The 25,624-nt window shown below is 61.2% G+C and carries 25 protein-coding genes; 15 read left to right on the plus strand and 10 right to left on the minus strand.

What is annotated here, in order from left to right:
* Window positions 1-60 precede the first annotated feature (60 nt).
* The 5 genes from BS629_RS30480 to BS629_RS30500 all read left to right on the plus strand — a co-directional run bounded on the left by BS629_RS30480 (window position 61) and on the right by BS629_RS30500 (window position 5,062).
* On the plus strand, window positions 61-2,184 hold the full coding sequence (locus BS629_RS30480; protein WP_018242025.1) for a calcium-binding protein: 2,124 nt from the start codon (window positions 61-63) through the stop codon (window positions 2,182-2,184).
* A 131-nt stretch (window positions 2,185-2,315) separates the two neighbouring features.
* On the plus strand, window positions 2,316-2,618 hold the full coding sequence (locus BS629_RS30485; RefSeq protein WP_018242024.1) for a hypothetical protein: 303 nt from the start codon (window positions 2,316-2,318) through the stop codon (window positions 2,616-2,618).
* Window positions 2,619-2,659: 41 nt separating this feature from the next.
* Window positions 2,660-3,166, plus strand: a complete 507-nt coding sequence (locus BS629_RS30490; protein ID WP_026188388.1) for a winged helix-turn-helix transcriptional regulator — start codon at window positions 2,660-2,662, stop codon at window positions 3,164-3,166.
* Window positions 3,167-3,285: 119 nt separating this feature from the next.
* Complete coding sequence (fabF, locus tag BS629_RS30495; protein ID WP_018242022.1) at window positions 3,286-4,551, plus strand: beta-ketoacyl-ACP synthase II; 1,266 nt, start codon at window positions 3,286-3,288, stop codon at window positions 4,549-4,551.
* An 82-nt stretch (window positions 4,552-4,633) separates the two neighbouring features.
* A complete protein-coding gene (locus BS629_RS30500; RefSeq protein WP_018242021.1) occupies window positions 4,634-5,062 on the plus strand; it encodes a DUF4864 domain-containing protein in 429 nt (142 codons plus the stop codon).
* Here the strand turns inward: BS629_RS30500 and tgt are convergent.
* The 5 genes from tgt to coaD all read right to left on the minus strand — a co-directional run bounded on the left by tgt (window position 5,059) and on the right by coaD (window position 9,013).
* Window positions 5,059-6,189 carry a tRNA guanosine(34) transglycosylase Tgt gene (tgt, locus tag BS629_RS30505; RefSeq protein WP_018242020.1) on the minus strand — a complete coding sequence of 377 codons (1,131 nt, stop codon included), beginning with the start codon at window positions 6,187-6,189 and terminating at the stop codon, window positions 5,059-5,061. The genes BS629_RS30500 and tgt overlap by 4 nt on opposite strands.
* A complete protein-coding gene (queA, locus tag BS629_RS30510) occupies window positions 6,190-7,272 on the minus strand; it encodes a tRNA preQ1(34) S-adenosylmethionine ribosyltransferase-isomerase QueA (protein ID WP_018242019.1) in 1,083 nt (360 codons plus the stop codon).
* A 76-nt stretch (window positions 7,273-7,348) separates the two neighbouring features.
* Window positions 7,349-7,858, minus strand: a complete 510-nt coding sequence (locus tag BS629_RS30515; protein WP_003559389.1) for a peptidylprolyl isomerase — start codon at window positions 7,856-7,858, stop codon at window positions 7,349-7,351.
* Between the two features lie 29 nt (window positions 7,859-7,887).
* Window positions 7,888-8,460: a peptidylprolyl isomerase gene (locus tag BS629_RS30520; protein ID WP_003586475.1), complete on the minus strand. Its 573-nt coding sequence runs from the start codon at window positions 8,458-8,460 to the stop codon at window positions 7,888-7,890.
* Window positions 8,461-8,518: 58 nt separating this feature from the next.
* Window positions 8,519-9,013 (minus strand): pantetheine-phosphate adenylyltransferase, encoded by a 495-nt coding sequence (gene coaD / locus BS629_RS30525; RefSeq protein ID WP_018242018.1) that lies wholly within the window; start codon window positions 9,011-9,013, stop codon window positions 8,519-8,521.
* A gap of 136 nt (window positions 9,014-9,149) precedes the next feature.
* On the opposite strand from coaD, the gene BS629_RS30530 reads away from it, so the two are divergent.
* From BS629_RS30530 to BS629_RS40265, 3 genes are all read left to right on the plus strand, one after another.
* A complete protein-coding gene (locus BS629_RS30530) occupies window positions 9,150-9,425 on the plus strand; it encodes a hypothetical protein (RefSeq protein ID WP_018242017.1) in 276 nt (91 codons plus the stop codon).
* 142 nt (window positions 9,426-9,567) lie between these two features.
* On the plus strand, window positions 9,568-9,723 hold the full coding sequence (locus BS629_RS39410) for a hypothetical protein (RefSeq protein ID WP_003539654.1): 156 nt from the start codon (window positions 9,568-9,570) through the stop codon (window positions 9,721-9,723).
* Between the two features lie 36 nt (window positions 9,724-9,759).
* On the plus strand, window positions 9,760-9,894 hold the full coding sequence (locus tag BS629_RS40265; protein WP_018445350.1) for a hypothetical protein: 135 nt from the start codon (window positions 9,760-9,762) through the stop codon (window positions 9,892-9,894).
* Window positions 9,895-10,077: 183 nt separating this feature from the next.
* On the opposite strand, the gene gyrA is transcribed toward BS629_RS40265, so the two are convergent.
* The gene (gene gyrA, locus BS629_RS30535) at window positions 10,078-12,915 is read right to left on the minus strand and encodes a DNA gyrase subunit A (protein ID WP_018242016.1); all 2,838 of its coding nucleotides are present in this window, start codon (window positions 12,913-12,915) and stop codon (window positions 10,078-10,080) included.
* A 236-nt stretch (window positions 12,916-13,151) separates the two neighbouring features.
* Between gyrA and BS629_RS30540 the strand changes: the two genes are divergently transcribed.
* Window positions 13,152-13,799, plus strand: coding sequence for a MarC family protein (locus BS629_RS30540; protein ID WP_018242015.1), 648 nt, complete (start codon window positions 13,152-13,154; stop codon window positions 13,797-13,799).
* Between the two features lie 100 nt (window positions 13,800-13,899).
* On the opposite strand, the gene BS629_RS30545 is transcribed toward BS629_RS30540, so the two are convergent.
* Window positions 13,900-14,409, minus strand: a complete 510-nt coding sequence (locus BS629_RS30545; protein WP_018242013.1) for a single-stranded DNA-binding protein — start codon at window positions 14,407-14,409, stop codon at window positions 13,900-13,902.
* Window positions 14,410-14,692: 283 nt separating this feature from the next.
* Between BS629_RS30545 and uvrA the strand changes: the two genes are divergently transcribed.
* The 3 genes from uvrA to BS629_RS30560 are packed head-to-tail and all read left to right on the plus strand — an operon-like array spanning window position 14,693 to window position 18,903.
* Window positions 14,693-17,614 carry an excinuclease ABC subunit UvrA gene (gene uvrA, locus BS629_RS30550; protein WP_018242012.1) on the plus strand — a complete coding sequence of 974 codons (2,922 nt, stop codon included), beginning with the start codon at window positions 14,693-14,695 and terminating at the stop codon, window positions 17,612-17,614.
* The gene (locus BS629_RS30555) at window positions 17,611-18,072 is read left to right on the plus strand and encodes a GNAT family N-acetyltransferase (RefSeq protein WP_018242011.1); all 462 of its coding nucleotides are present in this window, start codon (window positions 17,611-17,613) and stop codon (window positions 18,070-18,072) included. The genes uvrA and BS629_RS30555 overlap by 4 nt, the downstream gene beginning before the upstream one ends.
* A 24-nt stretch (window positions 18,073-18,096) precedes the next feature.
* The gene (locus BS629_RS30560; RefSeq protein ID WP_018242010.1) at window positions 18,097-18,903 is read left to right on the plus strand and encodes a DUF72 domain-containing protein; all 807 of its coding nucleotides are present in this window, start codon (window positions 18,097-18,099) and stop codon (window positions 18,901-18,903) included.
* 109 nt (window positions 18,904-19,012) lie between these two features.
* On the opposite strand, the gene BS629_RS30565 is transcribed toward BS629_RS30560, so the two are convergent.
* Both BS629_RS30565 and BS629_RS30570 read right to left on the minus strand, forming a co-directional pair.
* On the minus strand, window positions 19,013-20,032 hold the full coding sequence (locus BS629_RS30565; RefSeq protein WP_018242009.1) for a DUF808 domain-containing protein: 1,020 nt from the start codon (window positions 20,030-20,032) through the stop codon (window positions 19,013-19,015).
* A gap of 478 nt (window positions 20,033-20,510) precedes the next feature.
* On the minus strand, window positions 20,511-21,983 hold the full coding sequence (locus BS629_RS30570; protein WP_018242008.1) for a bifunctional ADP-dependent NAD(P)H-hydrate dehydratase/NAD(P)H-hydrate epimerase: 1,473 nt from the start codon (window positions 21,981-21,983) through the stop codon (window positions 20,511-20,513).
* A gap of 343 nt (window positions 21,984-22,326) precedes the next feature.
* Between BS629_RS30570 and BS629_RS30575 the strand changes: the two genes are divergently transcribed.
* From BS629_RS30575 to hspQ, 3 genes are all read left to right on the plus strand, one after another.
* Window positions 22,327-22,665, plus strand: coding sequence for a P-II family nitrogen regulator (locus BS629_RS30575; RefSeq protein ID WP_003579240.1), 339 nt, complete (start codon window positions 22,327-22,329; stop codon window positions 22,663-22,665).
* 78 nt (window positions 22,666-22,743) lie between these two features.
* Window positions 22,744-24,153 (plus strand): type I glutamate--ammonia ligase, encoded by a 1,410-nt coding sequence (gene glnA / locus BS629_RS30580; RefSeq protein ID WP_011651961.1) that lies wholly within the window; start codon window positions 22,744-22,746, stop codon window positions 24,151-24,153.
* 159 nt (window positions 24,154-24,312) lie between these two features.
* Window positions 24,313-24,642, plus strand: coding sequence for a heat shock protein HspQ (hspQ, locus tag BS629_RS30585; RefSeq protein ID WP_018242006.1), 330 nt, complete (start codon window positions 24,313-24,315; stop codon window positions 24,640-24,642).
* A gap of 113 nt (window positions 24,643-24,755) precedes the next feature.
* Here hspQ and BS629_RS30590 read toward each other — a convergent pair whose 3' ends face one another.
* On the minus strand, window positions 24,756-25,418 hold the full coding sequence (locus BS629_RS30590; RefSeq protein WP_017994059.1) for an invasion associated locus B family protein: 663 nt from the start codon (window positions 25,416-25,418) through the stop codon (window positions 24,756-24,758).
* Between the last annotated feature and the right edge of the window lie 206 nt (window positions 25,419-25,624).

Below are 25,624 nucleotides of genomic sequence, written 5' to 3' on the forward strand. Positions count from 1 at the left end.
CGCCAACAGATGGGGATTAATTCCCATTGCCACTTCCCTCGTAAACCGGGAGAAAAGCTTATGGCTCAAGCCGTTAGAATAAACGATATTGTTCGTTCCTTTGGAATTGATACGCATATCGACTACACCGACGGAAAATATTCCAATGTCGGAGAAGTTGTTAAGGCTCTCGATTATCTTGGCCTTGATACGGTTCGCGATCACGCCCCCAACTCCGCTTCCGACCCCAACGGCCAAACGCATCTCGGCGATGCGGCAGAGGCCGGCGTGCAATTCGTCTTCAGCGCCCAGCGGGAAGTCGACCCCGCCACTGTCGCCCAGCGGCTGCATGATTTCGTGCAGGCCCATCCCGGGTCGGTCGTCGGCATCGAAGGCCCGAACGAAGTCAACAACTGGCCGGTCAGCTATCACGGCCTGAGCGGGCAGGCAGCAGCGGTCGCCTATCAGAAGGACCTCTCAGCCGCCGTCAACGCCGATCCCTTGTTGAAAAATATCCCGGTCCTCGGCTTTACCGGATATACCGTCGCTTCCGCCTCGGACTACACGACGATCCATACCTATGCGAAGGATGGCGACCAGCCGTACTCGTGGCTTTCCCGAGAAGCCGGCGTTCAGCGCGCTGCCGATCCGGGCAAGCCCCTGGCAATCACCGAGACCGGTTACCACACCTCGCTGACTGCCGACACCAATGGCGGCTGGGAAGGCGTCAGTGAAGCGACGCAGGCAAAGCTCCTGCTCAACACGCTGATGGACGGCGCCGCACTCGGATCGAAAAATACATTCATCTACGAGCTGCTGGATGCCTATTCCGATCCGCAAGGCACCAATCAGGAAAAGCATTTCGGCCTTTTTCATCTCGACTATTCGGCCAAGCCGGCTGCGATGGCGATCCATAATCTAACGGAAATCCTTGCGGACGACGGCGCTCAGAAGGCAAGTTTCAGCGCGGGGACCCTCAATTATTCGATCGACGGCATGCCGTCCTCGGCCCGCAGCCTGCTGACGGAGAAATCGGACGGAAGCTATCAGATCATCATCTGGAACGAGCCCGATATCTGGAACCAGTCCACCGACACGGCGATTCAGGCCGCGACGACAGGCTTCAAGGTCGATCTCGGCGCATCCTTCGGCTCCGTGAAGGTCTTCGACCCTCTGACCGGAACGACGGCGATCAAAAGCCTCAGCAACGTCTCGTCCCTGACGCTTGACGTCGTCGACCATCCCCTCATCATCGACATCGGAGGCGGCAGTGCCAGCACGCCGCCGGCAACCAACCATATCTATGGCGGCACCGGCAACGACATATTCACCGTGAGCAACCCCGCGCAAATCGTCGACGAAAGCCGGGGTGGCGGGACGGATACCGTCATGTCGTCGATCAGCTTCAGCCTCAAGGATACGACGCACACGATCGGAAACGTCGAGAACCTGACGCTGACCGGCACGGCCAATCTGAACGGCACGGGAAATGGCCTAGCAAACACTCTCGTCGGTAATTCCGGCAACAATATTCTCGACGGAAGCACCGGCGCGGACCATATGTCGGGGCGCGCCGGCAACGATACCTATGTGGTCGACAATGCCGGCGATTTTGCCGATGAGACAGGCGGGGCCGGCAAGGACACCGTCAAGGCTTCGACCTCGTTCAACCTGGCCGACCAGAAGCACACCGCCGGAACGATCGAAAATCTCGCCTTGACCGGCACGGCCAATCTCAGCGCGACAGGCAACAACACGGCCAACGTTTTGACCGGCAACGACGGAAGCAACACGATCAATGGCGGCAAAGGCGCCGACCAGCTGACCGGCGGTCTCGGCAATGACAAGCTCTTCGGGAAAGCCGGTGCAGACACGCTCACCGGTGGCGGAGGAGGCGATACCTTCGTCTTCGATGTGAAGCCCGACAATGTCAGCGTCGACAAGATCCGGGATTTTTCCTCCGCGGCGGGCGACAAGCTGATGCTCGATCATTCGATTTTCGCCGCGCTCAGCCTATCCGGATTTTCGGATGAGAATTTCGTGCTGGGAACGAAAGCGCTGGAGGCTGATGACAAGCTGATCTACGATCAGGCGAGCGGCATTCTATCCTTTGACGCAGATGGAAGCGCAGCGGGCGCGGCAATCCATGTCGCGGATCTCGATAATTCCGCAGCACTTCACTTCAAAGACATCCTGCTTGTCTGACCCGGTCGGCCCGTCGCCTTTCAGGCGGCGGGCCTACAGCGTCACGGGCAGCCGCGCCTCCTCCTCTTGCCGGAGCCGAAATCCCGGCCACATTCTCCGTTGACGCCACCCGTGCAGCTCAGGAGAAGCCTTTGCCCTGGATCGCCTATATCGCCCATTTCATCGCCGCGGCATTTCTGACCAACGGCGTCCCACATTTCGTCAACGGCGTCAGTGGCAGGCCGTTCCGCATCCCATTCGTGCAAGGGGCAAAGCTTGGCTCGCCGACGGCCAATGTCATCTGGGGCTGGGCGAATTTCCTCGTCGCCTTCCTGCTGTTTGCCAATGTCGGGCCGCTCTATATCGGCACGCCGGGCGATACGACCTTCGTGGCGGTCGGCATGCTCGTCACCGGAATTCTGCTCGCCCGCATTTTCGGGGGCGACGCCAGATAGTAACTTGCATGATGATAGTCACTGCTATAATGACAGCAGCCATGCAGCGAACAAGCTTCAGCGATTTCAAATGCCCGGCGGCGCGCGCGCTCGACAGCGTCGGCGACTGGTGGAGCATGCTGATCCTGCGTGACGCCTTCCAGGGGCTTTCGCGCTTCGACGAATTCCAGCAAAGCCTCGGCGTGGCGCCGAACATCCTGACGCGGCGGCTCAAACATCTGACGGAAAAGGGGGTGTTCGAACGGCGGCTCTACCATCAGCGCCCTGCCCGCTACGAATATCTGCTGACGGACAAGGGCCGTGATTTCTTTCCTGTTCTGATGACGCTGTTTTCCTGGGGAAGCCGGCACATCCCCGCAGTGGACCTGGCCTTTCTCTTGGGCGATGCCGCTTCCGGCAGAGAGCGCGAGACTATGCTGGTCGATGCGCGGACCGGCGAACAAATGACACCCGAAAACACCAGCCTGCTTGCAGGCCCCGCCGCCGATGATGAAGTGCACGAGCGGATCGCCCGCATGCGCGCCTGGTATCTCGGCATCGACGCCTGATGCATCATTTCATCCTCAAAATCGGAAGCGATTTGCGGATGAAATGATGCATTAATTCAAAAAGTTACAGCGTCCTTTGCGCGTCTGAAAGACGCGTGGCGCTGTCGGAGGAAAATACAATGGATCGCATCGTTGTCACCGGCATGGGACTTGTCTCGCCACTCGGGACCGGCGTCGAGCCCGCCTGGAAGCGCCTTCTCGACGGCGGATCCGGGCTGAGGGTGCTGGCGGAGGATATCGTCGGCGAACTCTCGGCCAAGGTGGGTGGTATCGTTCCTAGCATCGCTGAAGATGCAGACGCTGGTTTCGATCCCGACCGTTACATCACGCCGAAGGACCAGAAGAAGATGGACCGCTTCATCCACTTCGCCATGGCGGCGACGGAAGAAGCGGTAAAGCAGGCAGGCTGGATGCCGACCGACGAAGGCGAGCGCGAACGCACAGCAACGATCATCGCGTCGGGCGTCGGCGGCTTTCCGGCGATCGCCGAAGCGGTGCGGATCGGCGAAACGCGCGGCGTGCGGCGGCTGTCGCCCTTTACGGTGCCGTCCTTCCTCGTCAACCTTGCCGCCGGCCAGGTCAGCATCCGCTACGGCTTCAAGGGGCCGCTCGGCGCTCCGGTGACGGCGTGTGCGGCCAGCGTCCAGGCGATCGGCGATGCGGCGCGGCTGATCCGCTCCGGCGAAGCGGATGTGGCGATCTGCGGCGGTGCCGAGGCCTGCATCGACAAGGTGAGCCTCGGTGGCTTTGCCGCTGCGCGTGCGCTTTCTACCGGTTTCAACGAGACGCCGAAGCTGGCGTCACGCCCCTTCGACACGGCGCGCGACGGTTTCGTCATGGGCGAAGGCGCCGGCATACTGGTCATCGAGACGCTGGAGCATGCGCTTGCCCGCGGCGCGACGCCACTCGCCGAACTCGTCGGCTACGGCACGGCGGCGGATGCCTATCACATGACCTCGGGCCCCGAAGACGGCAACGGCGCCCGCCGCGCGATGGAGGCAGCACTCAAGCAGGCGAAGATCCCGGCTTCGGAGGTCAGGCATCTGAACGCACATGCGACCTCGACACCGGTCGGTGACAGGGGCGAGATCGCGGCGATCGGCACTGTGTTCGGCCGCAATGGCGGCATTGCCGTCAGCGCGACGAAATCGGCGACCGGCCACCTGCTTGGCGCCGCCGGCGGGCTGGAAGCGATCTTCACCATCCTTGCGCTGCGCGACCAGATCGCGCCGCCGACCCGCAACCTGGAACATGCGGATCCGGCCGCCGACGGCATCGATATCGTCGGCAAGACAGCGCGGCCGCTGGCGATGGACTACGCGATAACCAACGGTTTCGGCTTCGGCGGGGTGAATGCCAGCGCCCTCTTCCGGCGCTGGTCGTAAAGTCCGCTTTTCTTGCGCCAGAAATCGCCTACACTTCTGCCCGTCGGGGGATCGTTTCCCTGACGGAGCCGGAGATCAATCCATGCGCGCCTTCTTCGCAGTTCTCATCCTGTGTGCCGCATCCGCCCTCTTCCCCGTATCGGCCCGCGCCGAAGATCCGATCGACACGACGCGGACGATGATCGAGGAACAGATCAAGGCCTTCCTCAAGGACGATGCCGAGACCGCCTATTCCTTCGCCGCCCCCGGCATCAAGGCGATGTATCCCGACAAGAACCTGTTCTTCGCCATGGTGAAGAAGAGCTACGAGCCGGTCTATCATCCCGGCAACTACGCCTTCGGGCGCAGCCGCTCGATCGACGACGGCGCGCTGATCTACCACGAGGTGCTGATCTCAGGCCGCGACGGCAAGGACTGGACGGCGATCTACCAGATCATGCGCCAGCCGGACGGCAGCTACAGGATCAACGGCGTGCAGATCGTGCCGGACGCGGACAGCAAGGGCATCTAAACGGGTTCGAGATCACCCCTCGCCCATTCCTCCTGTGTTTCCGCCATGAAATCGGCGAAGCGGCTTTCGGCGATCGCTTTACGGATGCCCTGCATCAGTTCCTGGTAATAAGCGAGATTGTGCCAGGAGAGCAGCATGCCGCCGAGCGCTTCGTTGGAGCGGACGAGATGGTGCAGATAGGCACGCGAATAGTCGCGTGAGGCCGGGCAGTTCGACTGTTCGTCGAGCGGGCGCATATCTTCGGCATGGCGGGCATTGCGGATATTGACCTTGCCGCGGCGGGTGAAGGCCAGGCCATGGCGGCCGGAGCGGGTCGGCATGACGCAGTCGAACATGTCGATGCCACGCGCAACCGATTTCAGGATATCGTCAGGCGTACCGACGCCCATGAGGTAACGCGGCTTTTCGCTGGGGAGTACCGGCAGTGTCGTCTCCAGCATCTGCAGCATGACGTCCTGCGGCTCGCCGACGGCAAGGCCGCCGATCGCATATCCCTTGAGATCGAGCTGGCTCAACGCCTCGGCCGAACGGATGCGCAGTGCCGGGATATCGCCGCCCTGGACGATGCCGAACATCGCCTTCCCTGGCTGGTCGCCGAAGGCGACCCTGCAGCGTTCGGCCCAGCGCAGCGACATTTCCATGGCGCGCTCGATCTCTTTCGGCTCGGCCGGCAGCGCCACGCATTCATCGAGCTGCATCTGGATATCGGAACCGAGCAACCCCTGAATTTCTATGGAGCGCTCCGGCGACATGTGATGCAGGCTGCCGTCGACATGCGACTTGAAGGTGACGCCCTGTTCGTCGAGCTTGCGCAGGCCCGACAGCGACATGACCTGGAAACCGCCAGAGTCCGTCAGGATCGGATGTTCCCAGCGGATCAGCTTATGCAGGCCGCCAAGGCGGGCGACGCGCTCGGCCGTCGGGCGCAGCATCAGGTGATAGGTGTTGCCGAGGATGATGTCGGCGCCGGTCTCGCGCACCTGGTCGAGATACATGGCCTTAACAGTGCCGACGGTGCCGACCGGCATGAAGGCCGGCGTGCGGATCTCGCCACGCGGCATGGAAATCTGGCCGAGGCGGGCGCCGGCGTCGGTCTTGTCAAGGGTGAATTGGAAGGTCTCGGTCATCTAGTCTTTCCGGAAGAGAAGGCTGGCATCGCCATAGGAATAGAAGCGGTAGCCCGTCTGGATGGCGTGGTCATAGGCGGCGCGCATGGTATCGAGGCCTGAAAAGGCCGAGACCAGCATGAAGAGCGTCGAGCGCGGCAGGTGGAAATTGGTCATCAGCATGTCGACGGCCTTGAAGCGGTAGCCCGGCGTGATGAAGATGCCGGTGGCGCCACTCCAGGCGCGGATTTCGCCGCTCTCTTCCGCTGCACTTTCGATGAGACGCAGCGAGGTCGTGCCGACGCAGACGATGCGCCCGCCGTTCGCCTTGACGGCGTTCAGCCGTGCAGCCGTCGCAGCGCTGACGGTACCGCTTTCCAGATGCATCCGGTGATCGGCGGTATCATCAGCCTTGACGGGCAGGAAGGTGCCGGCGCCGACATGCAGCGTGACGAAATGGCGTTCGATGCCGGCCCTATCAAGCGCCTCGAACAGGCCAGGCGTGAAGTGCAGGCCGGCGGTGGGTGCAGCAACGGCGCCCTCCTCGCGGGCATAGATCGTCTGATAGTCCGCGCGGTCACGCTCGTCCTCGGGGCGCTTGGCGGCGATATAAGGCGGCAGCGGGATATGGCCGACGGCGGCGATCGCCTCGTCGAGCGCCGGGCCGGAGAGATCGAACAGCAGCGTCACTTCGCCGGCCTCGCCCTTCTCCTCGACGGTGGCATCGAGCGAGCCGAGGAAGCAGCTTTCGCCGGAATGGCCGAAGGAGATGCGGTCGTCCTGTTTGATGCGCTTGCCCGGCTTGGCGAAGGCCTTCCAGCGGTTGGGGCCGATGCGCATGTGCAGCGTGGCAGACACCTGCTGGCCACCGGCGCCGTCGCGATGGCGGATACCCTCGAGCTGGGCGGGAATGACCTTGGTGTCGTTGAAAACCAGCGCGTCGCCAGCCTGCAGGAAGGACGTGAGATCGCCGACGCGATGATCCGACAGCTGGTTTTTCGCATTCGGATCGACGACGAGCAGGCGCGCGCTGTCGCGTGGCTCGGCGGGCCTCAACGCAATGCGTTCATCGGGCAGATCGAAATCGAAAAGGTCTACGCGCATCAGGGCACTTTCAGGCAAAGCGAAACCCGCCCCCGCGCGGTTGACGCGCAAGGGCGGGTTTCAGCAGAAATCACAATCAGACGTCGGCGGCAACCCGCATGGAGACGATCGAATCCGGATCGGAAACCGGCTCGCCGCGCTTGATCTTGTCGACGTTGTCCATGCCTTCGATGACCTGGCCCCAGACGGAATACTGCTTGTTCAGCCAGGGCGCGTCGGTGAAGCAGATGAAGAACTGCGAATTGGCCGAGTTCGGGTTCTGCGAACGGGCCATCGAGCAGGTGCCGCGCGTATGCGTGGTCGCGGAGAATTCGGCCTTCAGATCCGGCTTCGACGAGCCGCCCATGCCCGCGCGGCCGGGATTGAAGGTTTCCGAGCCCTTCTTGCCGAATTCGACGTCGCCCGTCTGGGCCATGAAATCCTGGATGACGCGGTGGAACACGACGCCGTCATAGGCCTTCTCGCGGGCCAGTTCCTTGATGCGGGCGACATGCTCCGGGGCGACCTGCGGCAAAAGCTGAATGACAACCTTGCCCTTGGTGGTTTCCAGAATGACGGTGTTTTCGGGATCCTTGATCTCGGCCATTATCTTCTCCTCTAGTTTTCTCTCTTAACTTACTTCTTGCCCAGGGTGACCTTGATCATCCGGTCTGGGCTTTTGACTTCGCCGTTCTGGCCTTCGCCGCGCTTGATCTTGTCGACGTTCTCCATGCCGGAGACGACTTTGCCGACGACAGTGTACTGGCCGTTCAGGAAAGAGCCGTCGGCGAACATAATGAAGAACTGCGAATTGGCGGAATTCGGATCCTGCGAGCGAGCCATGCCGACCGTGCCGCGCACGAACGGGGTCTTGGAGAATTCAGCCGGAATATCCGGCATATCCGAGGAGCCGGTGCCGGCGAGGCTCGCATCGAAGCCTTTTTCCATATTGCCGTATTTGACGTCGCCGGTCTGGGCCATAAAGCCGTCGATGACGCGGTGGAAGGCGACGTTGTCGTATTCGCCCTTCTTGGCCAGCGCCTCGATCTGGGCGACATGCTTCGGCGCCACCTCAGGCATGAGCTGGATGACGACAGGGCCGTTCTTCAGCTGGATGGTGAGATAATGATCGGCCGACTGGGCGAAGGCATCCCCCGCGAAGGAGGCGAGGTACAACACGCCGGCAAATGCGAGATAGAAGAGTTTCATATGAGCTCCATTGCGGCGGGTTCCGCCTGGTCTTTGCGCTGGTTAGTCTTTGTTCTTACTAGTTTGGGCGCTTGGATGTGAGGGCTTGCAAAACGGCGGCCGGCACGAAAGCGCTGACATCGCCGCCCATGGCGGCGATCTGGCGGACCAATGTGGCGGTAATGGGCCGCGAGGCCGTACCCGCCGGCAAAAAGATCGTCTGGAGATCGGGCGCCATCGTCCGGTTCATGCCGGCCATCTGCATTTCGTAATCGAGATCGGTGCCGTCGCGAAGACCGCGGATCAACAGCGTGGCGCCATGGGTGCGGGCGGCATCCACGACCAGATTGTCGAAGGCGACGACGGTGATATCGCCGGTCTTGCCAGGCAGCGCTTGCGCCAGAGACCGGCGGATCAGCTCGGCTCTCTCTTCGAAGGAGAAGAGCGGCGCCTTGCCGGGATGGATGCCGATCGCGACGATCACCTTTTCGACGACGTTCAGCGCCTGGACCAGAACATCCACATGCCCATTGGTGATCGGGTCGAAGGACCCCGGATAAAAAGCTGTCGTCATGTGGTCCGGCCGTTGGTTTGACGCCTTTTGTCACGGATGACGCCTTCTCGCAAGTGATTTGCCCAGCTCCGACTAGCGCGCCGCGCGTCTTTTCACACACGGAAAGGACGTTATGCGTCGGGCGGTTAAACGGCGGATGAATGGCCCGTTCAAGGCCGTTTCAGATGCGATCTGCTTAATTCTCGTCATTCACGCAGCCGATGCCATTCCGGCATCAGGCGCTCCCCGAAAGACCAGGTCCATGCTGATCGTGCTCGTTGCAGTTGCCGTCGTTTTCTCCCTCGCCGCCGAGATGGCCTATGGTTATTTCGCCGATCGTTACGAGATGAGCTGGGTGCGGTCAGAGCTTGCCGAACATGCGGCGATCGTACGCGCCCAAGGCCGGCTGCGCGAAAACGGACTTCGAATCTGAACGCCAGATGAACGAGACATTCAAGGAGGCTTCAGATCGCCATTGGTAAACACCCCTCAACATCCGGCGGAACCATTTTCAAACGGATGCGTTCATTCAACCGACCCCATAGATGCGATTAGCGCGGCAGGAAGGACTAAAGATGCCCGGTAAGATTACGATGATTAACGTGCTCTGGATGGTAATGGTCACGGGCATGCTGACCGCAACTGTCGCTCTCTATGATCAGAAGGTCGATACGTCCAAGGTTTATGGTCCCTATGCTTCGGCCCGGACGGCCGTGCTGGGCCAGTACTGAGGGGCGAGAACGCAACTCCCCAGGAAAGGAATGCCTATGTTCACGATCTTGACAGTGCTCACCGCCCTCATCAGCGTCATGTTCATCGTGTCTGTGGCCTCGACGATTTCAGCGCTTCGGCGCGAAGGCGAAGAGGTGAAAGCTCTGAACGAAAAACATAGAGCGTTCTGACGTTCCTTCTCTCCACTTCCCACCCTTGAGCGGCACCCTTCCGTCGCCAGGGCCATTCAAAGCCGGATGCACCCAGCGTCCGGCTTTTTTCTTTGGGCGCGATCTCGAACCTTCCTCGGACTTCAGAAGAAAAAGGGCGGCCTGAAAAGAAAAGGGCGGCTCGAAGCCGCCCCGTTCATCTGATCATTCCTCGGCTGGCCCGGCCGGATCGCCATCGGCAATCGGCGCCTCGTCGCCGCCACCTTCGTCGGCAGCACCTTCCTCGATAGCAGCAGTACCTTCGGCGACCTCGACAGTCTCTTCCGTCTCATCCTCCTCCGGCTCGCTGATGCGTTCGACCGAGACGACCTTTTCGTCCTTGGCCGTCGAGAAGATGGTGACGCCCTTAGTGGCGCGGCTGGCGATGCGGATACCGCCGACCGGCACGCGGATCAGCTGGCCGCCATCGGAGACCAGCATGATCTGGTCGCCGTCATCGACCGGGAAAGCCGCCACCAGTTCGCCGATCTCGCCTGTTTTCGACGTATCGGTGGCGCGGATACCCTTGCCGCCGCGGCCGGAGATGCGGAAGTCGTAGGAGGACGAACGCTTGCCGAAGCCCTTTTCGGAGACGGTCAGGACGAACTGCTCCAGCTGCTTCAGCTCTTCGTAACGCTCGTCGCTCAGCTGCCCCTCCTCGGTGACTTCCTCGCCCACCAGCGCGATCTCCTCGGCCTCGCCCGTTGTCAAGCGCCTGTCGTTGGCGGCGCGCTTCAGATAGGCAGCACGCTCCCACGGTTCGGCGTTGACATGGCGCACGATGGTCATCGAGATGATCCGGTCGCCTCCGGCAAGCGTGATGCCGCGCACGCCGATCGAGTTGCGGCCGGCAAAGACGCGGACGTCGTCGACGGAGAAGCGGATGCACTGGCCGAGCGCCGTCGTCAGCAACACGTCGTCATCTTCGGTGCAGGTCTCGACAGAGAGGATTTCGTCGCCCTCCTCCTCGAGCTTCATGGCGATCTTGCCGTTGCGGTTGACCTGGACGAAGTCCGACAGCTTGTTGCGGCGAACCGTGCCGCGCGTCGTCGAGAACATGACGTCGAGATTGTCCCAGCTCGTCTCGTCCTCGGGCAATGGCAGGATCGTGGTGATGCGCTCGCCGGGTGCGAGCGGCAGCATGTTGATCAGCGCCTTGCCGCGCGAGGTCGGCGTGCCGATCGGCAGGCGCCAGACCTTCTCCTTGTAGACGATTCCGCGCGAGGAGAAGAACAGAACCGGCGTATGAGTATTGACGACGAATAGCCGGCTAACAAAATCCTCGTCGCGGGTGGTCATGCCGGAGCGACCTTTGCCGCCACGGCGCTGGGCGCGATAAGTGGTGAGCGGCACGCGCTTGATATAGCCGAGATGCGAGACGGTGACGACCATGTCCTCGCGAGCGATCAGGTCCTCGTCGTCCATTTCGAGGCCGCCATCGACGATCTCGGTGCGACGCGGCGTGCCGAACTCGTCCCGGACGGCGAGAAGTTCGTCCTTGACGATGGTCTGGATGCGGACGCGTGAGGAGAGAATATCGAGGTAGTCCTTGATTTCCTCGCCGATCTTGTTGAGTTCATCGCCGATTTCGTCGCGACCAAGGGCCGTCAGGCGGGCCAGGCGCAGTTCGAGGATGGCGCGCGCCTGCTCTTCCGACAGATTGTAGGTCAGGTCGTCATTGATGCGATGGCGCGGATCGTCGATCAGGCGGATCAGGCTTTCGACATCTGCCGCCGGCCAGCGGCGGGTCATCAGCTCTTCGCGGGCCGACTGCGGATCGGGCGCCTGGCGGATGACGCGGATGACCTCGTCGATATTGGCGACGGCAATGGCGAGACCGACCAACACGTGGGCGCGATCACGCGCCTTGCGCAGCAGGAATTTGGTTCTCCGGCTAACAACTTCTTCGCGGAACGAGACGAAAGCGCGCAGCATGTCGAGCAGGGTCAGCTGTTCGGGCTTGCCGCCGTTCAGCGCCACCATGTTGCAGCCGAAGGACGTCTGCAGCGGCGTATAACGATAAAGCTGGTTGAGGATGACTTCGGCATTGGCATCGCGCTTCAGCTCGACGACGACGCGATAACCCTGGCGGTCGGATTCATCGCGCAGGTCGGAGATGCCCTCGATGCGCTTGTCGCGCACCAGCTCGGCCATCTTCTCGATCATCGTCGCCTTGTTCACCTGGTAGGGAATCTCGGTGATGATGATCTGCTCACGGTCACCGCGCATCGGCTCGATGGCAGCGACGCCGCGCATGATGACGGAGCCGCGGCCGGTCTCATAAGCCGAGCGGATGCCGGCACGGCCGAGGATCTTCGCGCCCGTCGGGAAATCGGGGCCGGGAATGATCTGGATCAGTTCCGGCAGCTCGATTGCCGGATCGTCGATCAGCGCGATGCAGCCGTCGATGACTTCGGAGAGATTGTGCGGCGGGATATTGGTCGCCATGCCGACGGCGATGCCGCCGGCGCCGTTGACGAGCAGGTTCGGGAACTTGGCGGGCACCACGACCGGCTCGGAGAGAGTGCCGTCGTAGTTGTCGCGGAAATCGACGGTTTCCTTGTCGAGATCGTCGAGCAGCGAGTGGGCAGCCTTTTCGAGGCGGCATTCGGTGTAACGTTCGGCCGCCGGCGGATCACCATCGACCGAGCCGAAATTGCCCTGACCATCGATCAACGGCAGCCGCAGCGACCAGGGCTGCGCCATGCGGGCGAGCGCATCATAGATCGCAGAATTGCCATGCGGATGGAATTTACCCATCACGTCACCGGTGACGCGGGCGCATTTGACGTATTTCTTGTTCCAGTCGATGCCGAGCTCGGACATGCCGTAGAGGATGCGCCGGTGCACGGGCTTGAGGCCGTCGCGCACGTCGGGCAGCGCGCGGCTGACGATGACGCTCATGGCGTAATCGAGATACGACCGCTGCATTTCCTCCATGATGGAGATGGGCTCGATGCCTGGCGGGAGCTTCCCGCCGCCGGGGGGTGTTTGCTCAGTCAAAACAGATCACGATCTCTTCTAGAATCACTTGAAGATTTATAGCGGAAAGCCTGTTCCCGCGCCAATTTCACAGCGCGTTTTGAACAGGCTTTTGCGGCTTAAAGACGGTAAAACATGCAAGTTGCGCGGCCGGACCGGACAAATCCGCCGCGGGCCGCTGCGGGATATTTGCCAAATCGGAATCCCCGCTTCACAATCATAAAAACCACGCACTCATATGGGGTTCCGGAGAGCCGATGGCAAGCGCCGACCAATTGATCAACGCCTTCACGACGCTTCTCGTCACCATCGATCCGCCGGGGCTCGCACCGATCTTTCTGGGGCTGACGACAGGCATGAGCCGCAGTGAGCGCACGCAGGTGGCGCTGCGTGGCTCGACCATCGCCTTCATCATCCTCGCCGTCTTCGCTCTGTTCGGCGCCGGCGTGCTCAGCGTGCTCGGGATTTCGATCGGCGCCTTCCGCATCGCCGGTGGTCTGCTGCTGTTCTGGATCGCCTTCGAGATGGTGTTCGAAAAGCGCCAGGACCGCAAGGAGAAGGCGACCGAGGTGGCGATCACCAAGGATCACATCGAGAATATCGCCGTCTTTCCCCTCGCCTTGCCGCTGATCGCCGGCCCGGGCGCGATCTCGGCGACGATCCTGCTTGCCGGCACGCTGGCGACATCCGTCGGAAAGGCGCAGCTGATCGGCGTCCTTGCCGCCAATCTATTGCTGACCTTCCTCATGCTGCTCGTCGCCGAAAGGCTGGACCGTTTCCTCGGCGTCACCGGCCGGGCCATCCTGACACGCCTTCTCGGCGTCATCCTCGCCGCCCTCGCCGCACAATTCGTCGTCGACGGGGCAAAATCGGCGCTCAACCTCATCAGCGCGACACCGCACTGAAAATCGCGGCATCTGCCGCGAAATCAAAGAAAAAGAGCATGACGCCATCCAAGGCATCATGCTCTCTCACCTCTTTCACAAAGCCAGCAAAGGCTATCGATCAGAACGGGATATCGTCGTCGAGATCCCGCGAGAAGTTGCCACCGCCGCCACCGCCGCGGCTCGGCGATGAGGAGGGAGCCGGGGCGCCGTAATCGTCGCCGTAATCGTTGCCGCCAGCGGCACTGCCACGGCCGCCGCTCGCGCCGCCGCCTTCACCGCGGCCGTCGAGCATCGTCAGCGTCGAACCAAACCCCTGCAGCACCACTTCCGTGCTGTAACGATCCTGGCCCTGCTGGTCCTGCCACTTGCGGGTCTGCAGCTGGCCTTCGATATAGAGCTTGGCGCCCTTCTTTACATATTGCTCGACGACCTTGCAGAGGCCCTCGTTGAAGACGACGACAGTGTGCCATTCGGTCTTCTCACGGCGCTCGCCGGAATTGCGATCGCGCCAGGTCTCCGAGGTCGCGATACGAAGATTGGCGATCGGCCGGCCATCCTGAGTGCGGCGGATTTCGGGGTCTGCACCGACGTTTCCAACCAGAATTACCTTATTCACGCTACCAGCCATACTTCTCACCCTGCCTGCCGCCCTGACCGGCGGCGTTTAATCGATCGGCGCACCTTAAACCATCACGGACCGCCGATGCGCATGGGCGGCATTTAATCCACATGTTTATCCATCAGACAGCCGCATGCATTCATCAGGAATTTTGTTCTTTATTTGTTCTAGTTTATCCGTATGATCCTGTCAACAGAATCGAAAACCTTGAGCCCTTGCGGATATTCAGCCTCGACTCGCCCGTCGGCATCACTAAATAAGGGCTGTCATCCAGAAAACCAAAGCAGAGACGATGAGCGAACTGAAGACGATCTCCATCCGCGGTGCGCGCGAGCATAATCTCAAGAGCATCGATCTCGATCTGCCGCGTAACAAGCTGATCGTCATGACCGGGCTGTCGGGTTCCGGCAAATCCTCGCTCGCCTTCGACACGATCTATGCCGAGGGCCAGCGGCGCTATGTCGAGAGCCTGTCGGCCTATGCCCGCCAGTTCCTCGAAATGATGCAGAAGCCGGATGTCGACCAGATCGACGGGCTGTCGCCGGCGATCTCGATCGAGCAGAAGACCACCTCGCGCAACCCGCGCTCGACGGTTGGCACCGTCACTGAGATCTACGACTACATGCGCCTGCTCTTTGCCCGCGTCGGTGTTCCCTATTCGCCGGCGACCGGCCTGCCGATCGAGAGCCAGACCGTCAGCCAGATGGTCGACCGCATCCTCGATTTCGGCGAGGGCACCCGTCTTTATATTCTCGCGCCGCTCGTGCGCGGGCGCAAGGGCGAATACAAGAAGGAACTGGCAGAGCTGATGAAGAAGGGCTTCCAGCGCGTCAAGGTCGACGGCCAGTTCTACGAGATCGCCGAGGCGCCGGTGCTCGACAAGAAATACAAGCATGACATCGACGTGGTGGTCGACCGCATCGTCGTGCGCTCGGATGTCTCAGCGCGCCTGGCGGACAGTCTCGAAACGTGCCTGAAGCTCGCCGACGGGCTGGCGGTCGCCGAATTCGCCGACAAGCCGTTGCCGCCGGAAGAGACGTCAGCCGGCGGCTCGGCCAACAAGTCGCTGAACGAGACGCATGAACGCGTGCTGTTTTCGGAGAAGTTCGCCTGCCCAGTCTCTGGCTTCACCATTCCCGAGATCGAACCCAGGCTGTTCTCCTTCAACAACCCGTTCGGCGCCTGCCCGACCTGCGACGGCCTCGGCGCCCAGCAGAAGATCGATCCGGATCTGATCGTGCCCGAGCCCGAGCGGACGCTGCGCGACGGGGCGATCGCACCCTGGGCCAAGTCGACCTCGCCCTATTACAATCAGACGCTGGAAGCACTCGGCAAACATTACGGCTTCAAGCTCGGCACTCGCTGGAACGATCTTTCCGATGAGGCCAAGGACGTCATCCTCAACGGCACCAACGACAAGATCGAATTCCACTACGCCGACGGCGCCCGCTCCTATACGACCCAGAAGAATTTCGAGGGCATCATCACCAATCTCGAGCGCCGCTGGAAAGAGACCGATTCCGCCTGGGCGCGCGAAGACATCGAGCGCTTCATGTCGGCGGCCCCCTGCCCGGCCTGCAACGGCTTCCGCCTGAAGCCGGAGGCCCTGGCGGTGAAGATCGACACGCTGCATATCGGCGAAGTGACGGGTATGTCGATCCGCGTCGCCCGCGACTGGTTCGAGACACTGCCGGCAAGCTTCAATGCCAAGCAGAACGAGATCGCCGTGCGCATCCTCAAGGAGATCCGCGACCGGCTGCGCTTCCTCAACGATGTCGGACTGGAATATCTCAGCCTTTCGCGCAATTCCGGCACGCTGTCGGGCGGCGAGAGCCAGCGTATCCGGCTCGCCTCGCAGATCGGCTCCGGGCTGACGGGCGTGCTTTACGTGCTCGACGAACCGTCGATCGGCCTGCATCAGCGCGACAATGCCCGGCTGCTCGACACGCTGAAGCACCTGCGCGACATCGGCAACACCGTCATTGTCGTCGAACATGACGAGGATGCGATCTTGTCGGCCGACGACGTCGTCGATATCGGCCCGGCGGCCGGCATTCACGGCGGTCAGGTCATCGCCCATGGTACGCCGCAGGATATCATGGACAGTCCGAATTCGCTGACCGGCAAATATCTCTCCGGCGAACTCGGCGTTCCCGTTCCCGACGAGCGCCGCAAGCCGAAGAAGGGCCGCGAGATCAAGGTGGTCGGGGCGCGAGGCAACAATCTGAAGAACGTTACGGCGTCGATCCCGCTCGGTGTCTTCACGGCGGTGACCGGCGTTTCCGGCGGCGGCAAATCCACCTTCCTGATCGAGACGCTCTATAAATCGGCGGCACGCCGCGTCATGGGCGCGCGTGAAAATCCGGCCGATCACGACCGCATCGACGGCTTCGAGCATATCGACAAGGTGATCGATATCGACCAGTCGCCGATCGGCCGCACGCCGCGCTCGAACCCGGCGACCTATACTGGCGCCTTCACGCCGATCCGAGACTGGTTCGCCGGTCTGCCGGAGGCCAAGGCACGCGGCTACCAGCCGGGCCGTTTCTCCTTCAACGTCAAGGGCGGACGCTGCGAGGCCTGCCAGGGCGACGGCGTCATCAAGATCGAGATGCACTTCCTGCCCGATGTCTACGTCACCTGCGACGTCTGCCATGGCAAGCGCTATAACAGAGAGACGCTCGATGTTACCTTCAAGCAGAAGTCGATCGCCGAGGTGCTCGACATGACGGTGGAGGAAGGCGTCGATTTCTTCGCGGCAGTGCCTGCGGTGCGCGACAAGCTGCAATCGCTGAAGGATGTCGGCCTCGGTTACATCAAGGTCGGCCAACAGGCGAATACGCTCTCCGGCGGGGAAGCGCAGCGTGTCAAGCTTGCCAAGGAGCTGTCAAAACGCTCGACGGGGCGCACGCTCTACATTCTCGATGAACCGACGACCGGCCTGCATTTCCACGACGTCGCCAAATTGCTCGAAATGCTGCACGAACTGGTCAACCAGGGTAACTCGGTGGTGGTGATCGAGCACAATCTCGAAGTCATCAAGACGGCCGACTGGGTGCTCGATTTCGGCCCCGAAGGCGGCGACGGCGGCGGTGAGATCGTCGCGACCGGAACGCCGGAGGCGATCGTCAAGGAGAAGCGGTCCTATACCGGGCACTTCCTGAAGGAATTGCTGGAGCGACGGCCGGTGAAGAAGGCGGTTGCGGCGGAATGACGATGAGGCCAGCGTCGCCCGATGATCTGGAAACGATCGCGATGCTGACAACCGCCGCCTATCGGCCCTATACCGAGTTGTTCGGCGCTCCGCCGATCCCGGTGAGGGAGGATTACGCGCCGCGGATCCAACGCGGCGAGGTCTGGCTGCGCGAGATCGGCGGGCAAACGGCCGGCCTGGTGGTCGTCGAGCGGCATGCCGATCACCTGATGCTGTTCAGCATCGCGGTCTCGCCGGCCTTTCAGGGTGCCGGGCATGGAGTGGCGATGCTGCGCTGGCTGGAGGGCAAGGCGCGGGAATGGGCCGTGCCGGAGATCCGGCTCTACACCAATGCGCGGATGGAGCGGAACATCGCTCTCTACAGCGCCTTCGGGTTTCAGGAAACGGGTCGCCGGCCGAGCCCATATCGGCCAGGATGGACGCTCGTCGATATGACCAAAGAGATCGATGCGGCCTGAGCGGCTGCGAATGGGGAGGACAACATGACGAAATCCGGCACTATCCGCACCGGCATCGGCGGCTGGACCTTCGAGCCCTGGCGCGGGCATTTCTTTCCCGATGACCTGAAACAGAAGGACGAGCTGAATTACGCCAGCCGCCAGCTGAAGGTCATCGAGGTCAACGGCACCTATTACAGCACGCAAAAGCCTGCGGTCTTTGCCAAATGGGCGGCGGACGTGCCCGACGGGTTCATCTTTTCGCTGAAGGCGACACGTTTCGTCACCAATCGGCGGGTGCTTGCCGAAGCCGGTGAATCGATGGAGCGATTTCTGTCATCGGGCATCAGCGAACTCGGCGATCATCTCGGGCCGCTGCTCTGGCAGTTCGCGCCGACGAAGAGGTTCGATGCAGACGATTTCGAAGCCTTCCTGAAGCTGCTGCCGGCAAAACAGCACGGGCTGACGCTCCGCCACGTGGTCGAGGTACGGCACGATTCCTTCAAGGTGTCGGAGTTCGTGGCGCTGCTTTCGAAATACGGCGTGGCGCCGGTTTGCGCCGAACATTTCGAATATCCGATGATCGCCGACGTGACCGCCGATTTCGTCTATGCGCGGCTGCAGAAGGGCTCGGACGATATTGCGACCTGCTATCCGGAAAAGGACCTGAAGGCCTGGGCAGACCGGCTCAAGACCTGGGCCGAGGGCAAGGTTCCTGATGACCTGCCGCTGATCGATGGCGATCGCAAAGTGAAGACCGAGCCGCGCGACGTCTTCGCCTTCATGATCCATGAGGGCAAGGTCAATGCGCCGCATGGGGCAATCGCCCTGCAGCAGGCGCTAGCGAAATAGGCGAGGCTGGATAGTCACAACAGGGATCGTGACATTGTGGGTATCACATCGTCGGTCACGCATTCCATGAGGCTGGATATGACGCCTTGCTCGTCGACGGACTCTGGCTTTATTTTTTCCCGTCCGCCAGCGCCTCTTTTCGCCGGCGCGGCAGGAGCGATTTGAGGTACCGCCATATCGGCGAGACGGCGTAGCCTGTGACCGGAATTGCGATCAAGCCGACGACGATACCGACGATGCCCGCGCCTGCGGCCTCGACGATCCAGCGCAGCACTGATGCCAGAACGGGAACTGCATGCGCCGTCGCCTCGCCGGCATCATGGATCAGATGCGCAAGTCCGCTGATGCCATAGGCTTCGAGGCCATGAACGATGATGCCGCCGCCGACCCAGATCATGGCCGCCGTTCCGACGATGCCGAGCACTTTCAGAAAATAAGGCATGCCCGTGACAAGCCCCTTCCCGATCGAACGCAAGAAGGCGCCCATTGGAGATGCCGTCTGCAGACGCGCCAGCATCAGACCCAGATCATCGGCCTTCACGATAAGCGCCACGCCGCCATAGACCATGATCGTGATCCCCAGTCCAACGACGGCAAGGATGAGGGCCTGCGTGAACATGCTGCCTGACGGCACCGCAGCGAGCGTAATCGCCATGATTTCGGCCGACAGGATGAAATCCGTCTTGATTGCGCCGGCAACCTTCTCGTCTTCTAGCGATTTGGCATCGAGGCTTGTCGTCTCGAGTGCCGATTCATGGGCATGGGCTGCATGCGGCATCACCAGTTCGTAGACTTTTTCCACACCCTCGTAGCAGAGATAAAGCCCGCCGATCATCAGCAGCGGCGTGATCGCCTGCGGTGCGACAAGGCTCAGGATCAGTGCTGCCGGAAGCAGGATCAGAAGCTTGTTCTTCAGCGAGCCGAGCGTGATCTTGCCGATGATCGGCAATTCGCGTGCTGCCGAAAATCCGGTGACGTAGCGGGGTGTGACTGCCGCATCATCAATGACGACACCAGCCGCTTTCGCGCCTGCCTTGGCAGCCTGGCCGGCAATATCGTCGAGCGACGCCGCAGCCACCTTGGCCAATGCCGCGATATCATCAAGAAGGGCGATCAGGCCAATACTCATTCGAGCCTCCGTCGAGAAGACAGACTTACGCAGTAAAAAACGGAAAGCCCGTCAACGAGAGGTGGAATCCTCCGCCGGGAAGATGCCACGCAAGGAGCGCGACGACAATGGCCGTTATTCAGCCGACATAGGGCTCAACCCGCCCTCGTCCAACGAAGGACGGACCTGCCCATTCCCGTTTCTGCGAAATCCGCGACAGAACACCCTGGCCGCATTTGCAATTGTAAAACAACCCAGCCTGCGCCCGGCCACACAGGTCGGGTGACGATGCGGATTGCTTCCGCGTTCGAGGTGCCGGAAGCCCGCAGCGCGCAGATCCGCCAGATGGCCGGATCCGCGGCGTCCGCGCTCCTAATCCTGGCCCATGCGGAGGCGCACGCGCATCGGCCCGAAAATCGGAATCGATTGCCGGAAAGCACGATGCGAGGATTAAAAGAGTTAGAGCGTCCTTTGCGCGTCCGAAAGGACGCACGGTGCTCTAAAGCGGCAATACACGGGCTGCAAGCTCCTCCGCCGTCAGCCCCTTGCCGGCGCGTTGACCTGCCTCGCCATGCAGCCAGACGCCGGCAGCCGCTGCCTCGAAGGCCGGCAGGCCCTGGGCGAGCAATCCGCCGATGATGCCGGCAAGCACGTCGCCGGAACCGGCGGTGGCAAGCCAGACGGGAGCGTTGGTATTGATAAGCGCCCGTCCATCAGGCGCGGCGATGACGGTATCGGCGCCTTTGTAAATTATCGCAGCATTGGCGCGGCGGGCGGCGGCCAAGGCCTTGTCCACCTTGCCGAGCCCCTCGTCGCCGCCGATATCGGGAAAGAGCCGCGCGAATTCGCCTTCGTGCGGCGTCAGCACCAGACGCGGCTCACCCCGGAAAAGATCAAACAGCTGTTGCGGATCGTCCTTGAACGAGGAGATGCCGTCGGCATCGAGCACCAGATGGCGATCGGCAAGGGCCGAGACGAAGCCGCGCGCCCTGGCGCCGATGCCGAAACCGGGGCCGAGGACGAAGGTTTGCAGCCGCTTGTCGGAGAGCCAGTCGCCGAGGTCGGCCTCGTCGTCGATGGCATGCAGCATGACGGCGGTCAGATGTGCGGCATTGGCGGCCATGGCCGCGCGGGGGGCGGCGATCGTCACCAGGCCGGCGCCGGCCTTCAGGCCCGAGATTGCCGACATGCGCGCGGCACCCGTCTTGTCGGCCGCGCCTGAGAAGACGACCAGATGACCGCGCTTGTATTTGTGGGTTTCCAGCTGCTCGGCCGGCAGCGCACGCTTCCAGGCGTCCGGCGTGTTCTCGGCGATGACACCGCCCGCCTCAGCGCGGATGATGCGGGCGGGAATGCCGATATCGAAGACCTCCAATTCACCGCAAAGCTCCCTGCCCGGCATCAGGAGATGGCCGGGCTTGCGGGTCATGAAGGTGATGGTATTGCAGGCCCGGAAGGCAGCCCCCAGCACCTTGCCGGTGCGGCCGTCGAGGCCGGAGGGCAGATCGATGGCCAGCACGGGAATAGCGGTCTCGGTGACGCGGCCGATCAGCGCGCGCACATCGGCCGGCACCTCGCGGCCAAGCCCCGCCCCGAACAGGCCATCGATGACGACGTCGCCGGTTTCGGGCCGATAGAGGTCGAGGTTTTGCCCCTGGAGCACGCAACCGGCTTGGGCACGGGCGGCATCGCCCTTCAGCCTGGAGGGATCGCCGAGGTGGAAGAGCGCCACCCTCGCCCCGCTCTCATGCAGATGACGTGCTGCGACATAGGCGTCGCCGCCATTGTTGCCGGGTCCGCAGAGTACGACGAAGCGCAACGCTCCGGGATGAAGGCGCAGAGCAGCGGCCGCGACCGCGGCGCCTGCCCTCTCCATCAGGCCGAAGGAGTCGATGCCGGATGCGGCAGCGGCCGCATCGACGGCGGCCATTTCGGCAGGCGTGAGAAGAAGGTCGGACAGATGTTTGATCATCACCCTATTCAATCAAAAAACGCCTAAAAAACAACCGCCTGAAACACCAAAGAGAAGGACGCAATTTAAGCATTTGCCTATATTTTCATCTCCTCGAGATGTGTATTCGCAGTTGCGAAAATACCTGACTTTTTCCGTTTCGGATGTGATTTTGATCGGAGACAATGTTTTTCCACCTATTCCGGCACCAAAACGACATGGAATTCCCCGCAAACGCGCCGGTTTTGGCAGAATCGACGACTTTTTTCGATAAGATGGATTTCAAACTGGCACGATATCTGCATCATATCCGGCGAGCGGGAAAATTCCTGCCATAACAAGAGAAGCGGAGAGACATTTTCTCATGAAAAAGATCGAAGCGATCATTAAGCCTTTCAAGCTGGACGAAGTGAAGGAAGCCCTTCAGGAAGTTGGCCTGCAGGGTATCACGGTCACGGAAGCCAAGGGTTTCGGCCGTCAGAAGGGCCACACGGAACTCTACCGCGGAGCTGAATACGTCGTCGATTTCCTGCCGAAGGTCAAAGTCGAGGTCGTACTGGCCGACGAGAACGCGGAGGCCGTCATCGATGCGATCCGCAAGGCGGCGCAGACCGGCCGCATCGGCGACGGAAAGATCTTCGTCTCCAATATCGAAGAGGTTATCCGCATCCGCACCGGCGAGACCGGCATTGATGCCATCTGACCACTTTGCCAATCGCGCAAAGTCCGTTACCGTCATCGCCGACCTAGACCGTCATCGCAAATCGGAGGAAACTCATTAATGGCGACCGCAAGCGAAATTCTGAAGCAGATCAAGGAGAACGACGTAAAGTTCGTCGATCTGCGTTTCACCGACCCGAAGGGCAAGCTGCAGCATGTGACGATGGACGTTGTCTGCGTCGATGAAGACATGTTCGCTGACGGCGTGATGTTCGATGGCTCCTCGATCGGCGGCTGGAAAGCCATCAACGAGTCCGACATGGTGCTGATGCCCGACACCGAAACGGTGCATATGGACCCGTTCTTCGCCCAGTCGACCATGGTCATCGTCTGCGACATCCTCGATCCGGTCTCCGGCGAGGCCTATAACCGCGATCCGCGCGGCACCGCCAAGAAGGCCGAAGCCTATCTCAAGGCATCCGGCATCGGCGATACGGTCTTCGTCGGCCCGGAAGCCGAATTCTTCGTCTTCGACGACGTCAAGTATAAGGCCGATCCTTATAACACCGGCTTCAAGCTCGATTCGACCGAACTGCCGTCGAATGACGACACCGATTACGAGACCGGCAACCTCGGCCATCGCCCGCGCGTCAAGGGCGGGTATTTCCCGGTTCCCCCTGTCGACAGCGCCCAGGACATGCGTTCGGAAATGCTGACGGTGCTCTCCGAGATGGGCGTCGTCGTCGAAAAGCATCACCATGAAGTCGCTGCCGCCCAGCACGAACTCGGCATCAAGTTCGATACGCTGGTGCGCAACGCCGACAAGATGCAGATCTACAAATATGTCGTGCACCAGGTAGCCAACGCCTATGGCAAGACGGCGACCTTCATGCCGAAGCCGATCTTCGGCGACAACGGCTCGGGCATGCATGTGCACCAGTCGATCTGGAAGGGCGGCAAGCCGACCTTTGCCGGCGACGAATATGCTGGCCTCTCCGAGAGCTGCCTGTTCTATATCGGCGGCATCATCAAGCATGCCAAGGCGATCAACGCCTTCACCAATCCGTCGACGAACTCCTACAAGCGTCTTGTCCCGGGTTACGAAGCACCTGTGCTGCTCGCCTATTCGGCCCGCAACCGTTCGGCCTCCTGCCGCATTCCGTTCGGCTCCAACCCGAAGGCCAAGCGCGTCGAAGTCCGCTTCCCGGATCCGACTGCCAACCCCTATCTCGCCTTCGCCGCCATGCTGATGGCCGGCCTCGACGGCATCAAGAACAAGATCCATCCCGGCAAGGCCATGGATAAGGATCTCTACGACCTGCCGCCGAAGGAATTGAAGAAGATCCCGACCGTCTGCGGCTCGTTGCGCGAAGCGCTCGAAAGCCTCGACAAGGACCGCAAGTTCCTGACAGCCGGCGGCGTCTTCGACGACGATCAGATCGATGCCTTCATCGAGCTGAAGATGGCCGAGGTGATGCGTTTCGAAATGACGCCGCATCCGGTCGAATACGACATGTATTATTCGGCCTGATCGGGCTCTGAACACAGAAAGTCCCGGCTCGCCGGGGCTTTCGCCTCCCAGGTCATGGACGCCACTAGGAGGATATGACGTTCATGTGACGAACTCGCGCAAAAATCTTGATTTGCGCGACACCAATCACCAGATTTGGTGATGAAAGGAAGTCGTACCATGAAAGAAAGAATAGCAAAGTTCAGTATTGGCGAAGTGGTTCGGCACAAGGTATTTCCGTTTCGCGGCGTCATCTTTGACGTTGATCCGGAGTTCGCGAATACGGAGGAGTGGTGGAATTCCATTCCGGCCGAGGTGCGCCCGAGCAGGGACCAGCCCTTCTATCACCTGCTCGCTGAAAATGACGAAAGCGAATATGTCGCCTACGTCTCCGAGCAGAACCTGATGAACGACGAAAGCGGCATGCCGCTTCGCAACCCACAGATCTACCAGATTTTCGATCAGGCCCCGTCAGGGCAGTTCAAACCCAAGATGAGCTTCGCCCACTAACTCAGTCGTGCCGATCGTTGAATCAAGGCCTCGCTTCTCCCGGCGAGGCCTTTTCTTTGCGCAACAAAAAACCCGGCGCAAAGCCGGGTTTCTGTTTAGTGATGGCGGCAGGATTACTGCGCCTTGGCTGCCTTCTGGGCGTCTTCCAGTTTCTTGCGGGCTTCCTCGGCCTTCTTCTGCATGCTGTCCTGCAGGCTGCGCTGGCTTTCGGCAAGCTTGGATTCGGAAACTGGTTCGCCGTCATACGCGCCAGTGAAGCCTTCAAGCGAAATCTTGATCGGGTTCGGAGCGCGGCGGAAGTTGATCGAGGTGAAGATCACGTCGCTGCCCTTCTTGAGGCTGGCGATCATCGCGTCGGTCAGCGGAATTTCGGCGGTGCACTTGTCTGGCAGGCAGACAGCGTAGTCGAGCTTCTGGCCCTTGCCGCCGTCGATCTGCATGATGACGCCGGGAGGAACGAGGCGTGCCGTGGGAACCGAGACCTGCAGGAGCTTGCGGTTGATCTTGCCGGAAACCGAGATCAGGCCGACGGCCGTAACGAGCTGGCCGCCATTGGCGAGGATCAGGTTCTGGACAACACAGATGTCGTTGTCTTCCTGCTTGCTGCAGGTCTTGTACCAGCCGAGCTTCGGCGCTCCTGCGGCCTGTGCCGGGGCATCGGCCGGAGCCTGCGCCGCCGCATCCTGTGCGAAGGAGGAGACCGGAGCCGAAGCGCCGAACACCACCGCCAGAACGGACAGTGCTGCCCGCATTTTCTTTTCAGACTTGAACATCATAACGAATTCCGTCTCCTGATATCCGTTCGGGGCAGCGTCTTGCCGCCCCAACCATCGGGTCGTTCGGCACTCCACCTCTTAAAAAAATAAGGCAAATGCATGACCCCGAAACTTCGGGTTCACCTGTTACATCGCAGCGTTCAAGATATCCAGCATTTCTTTGGCAATTTGAGGTGCATTTCGTCGCGATGCCAAAGAAATCGCCG

The sequence above is a fragment of the Rhizobium leguminosarum bv. viciae USDA 2370 genome (assembly GCF_002008365.1).
In the GTDB taxonomy this organism is placed as follows: domain Bacteria; phylum Pseudomonadota; class Alphaproteobacteria; order Rhizobiales; family Rhizobiaceae; genus Rhizobium; species Rhizobium leguminosarum.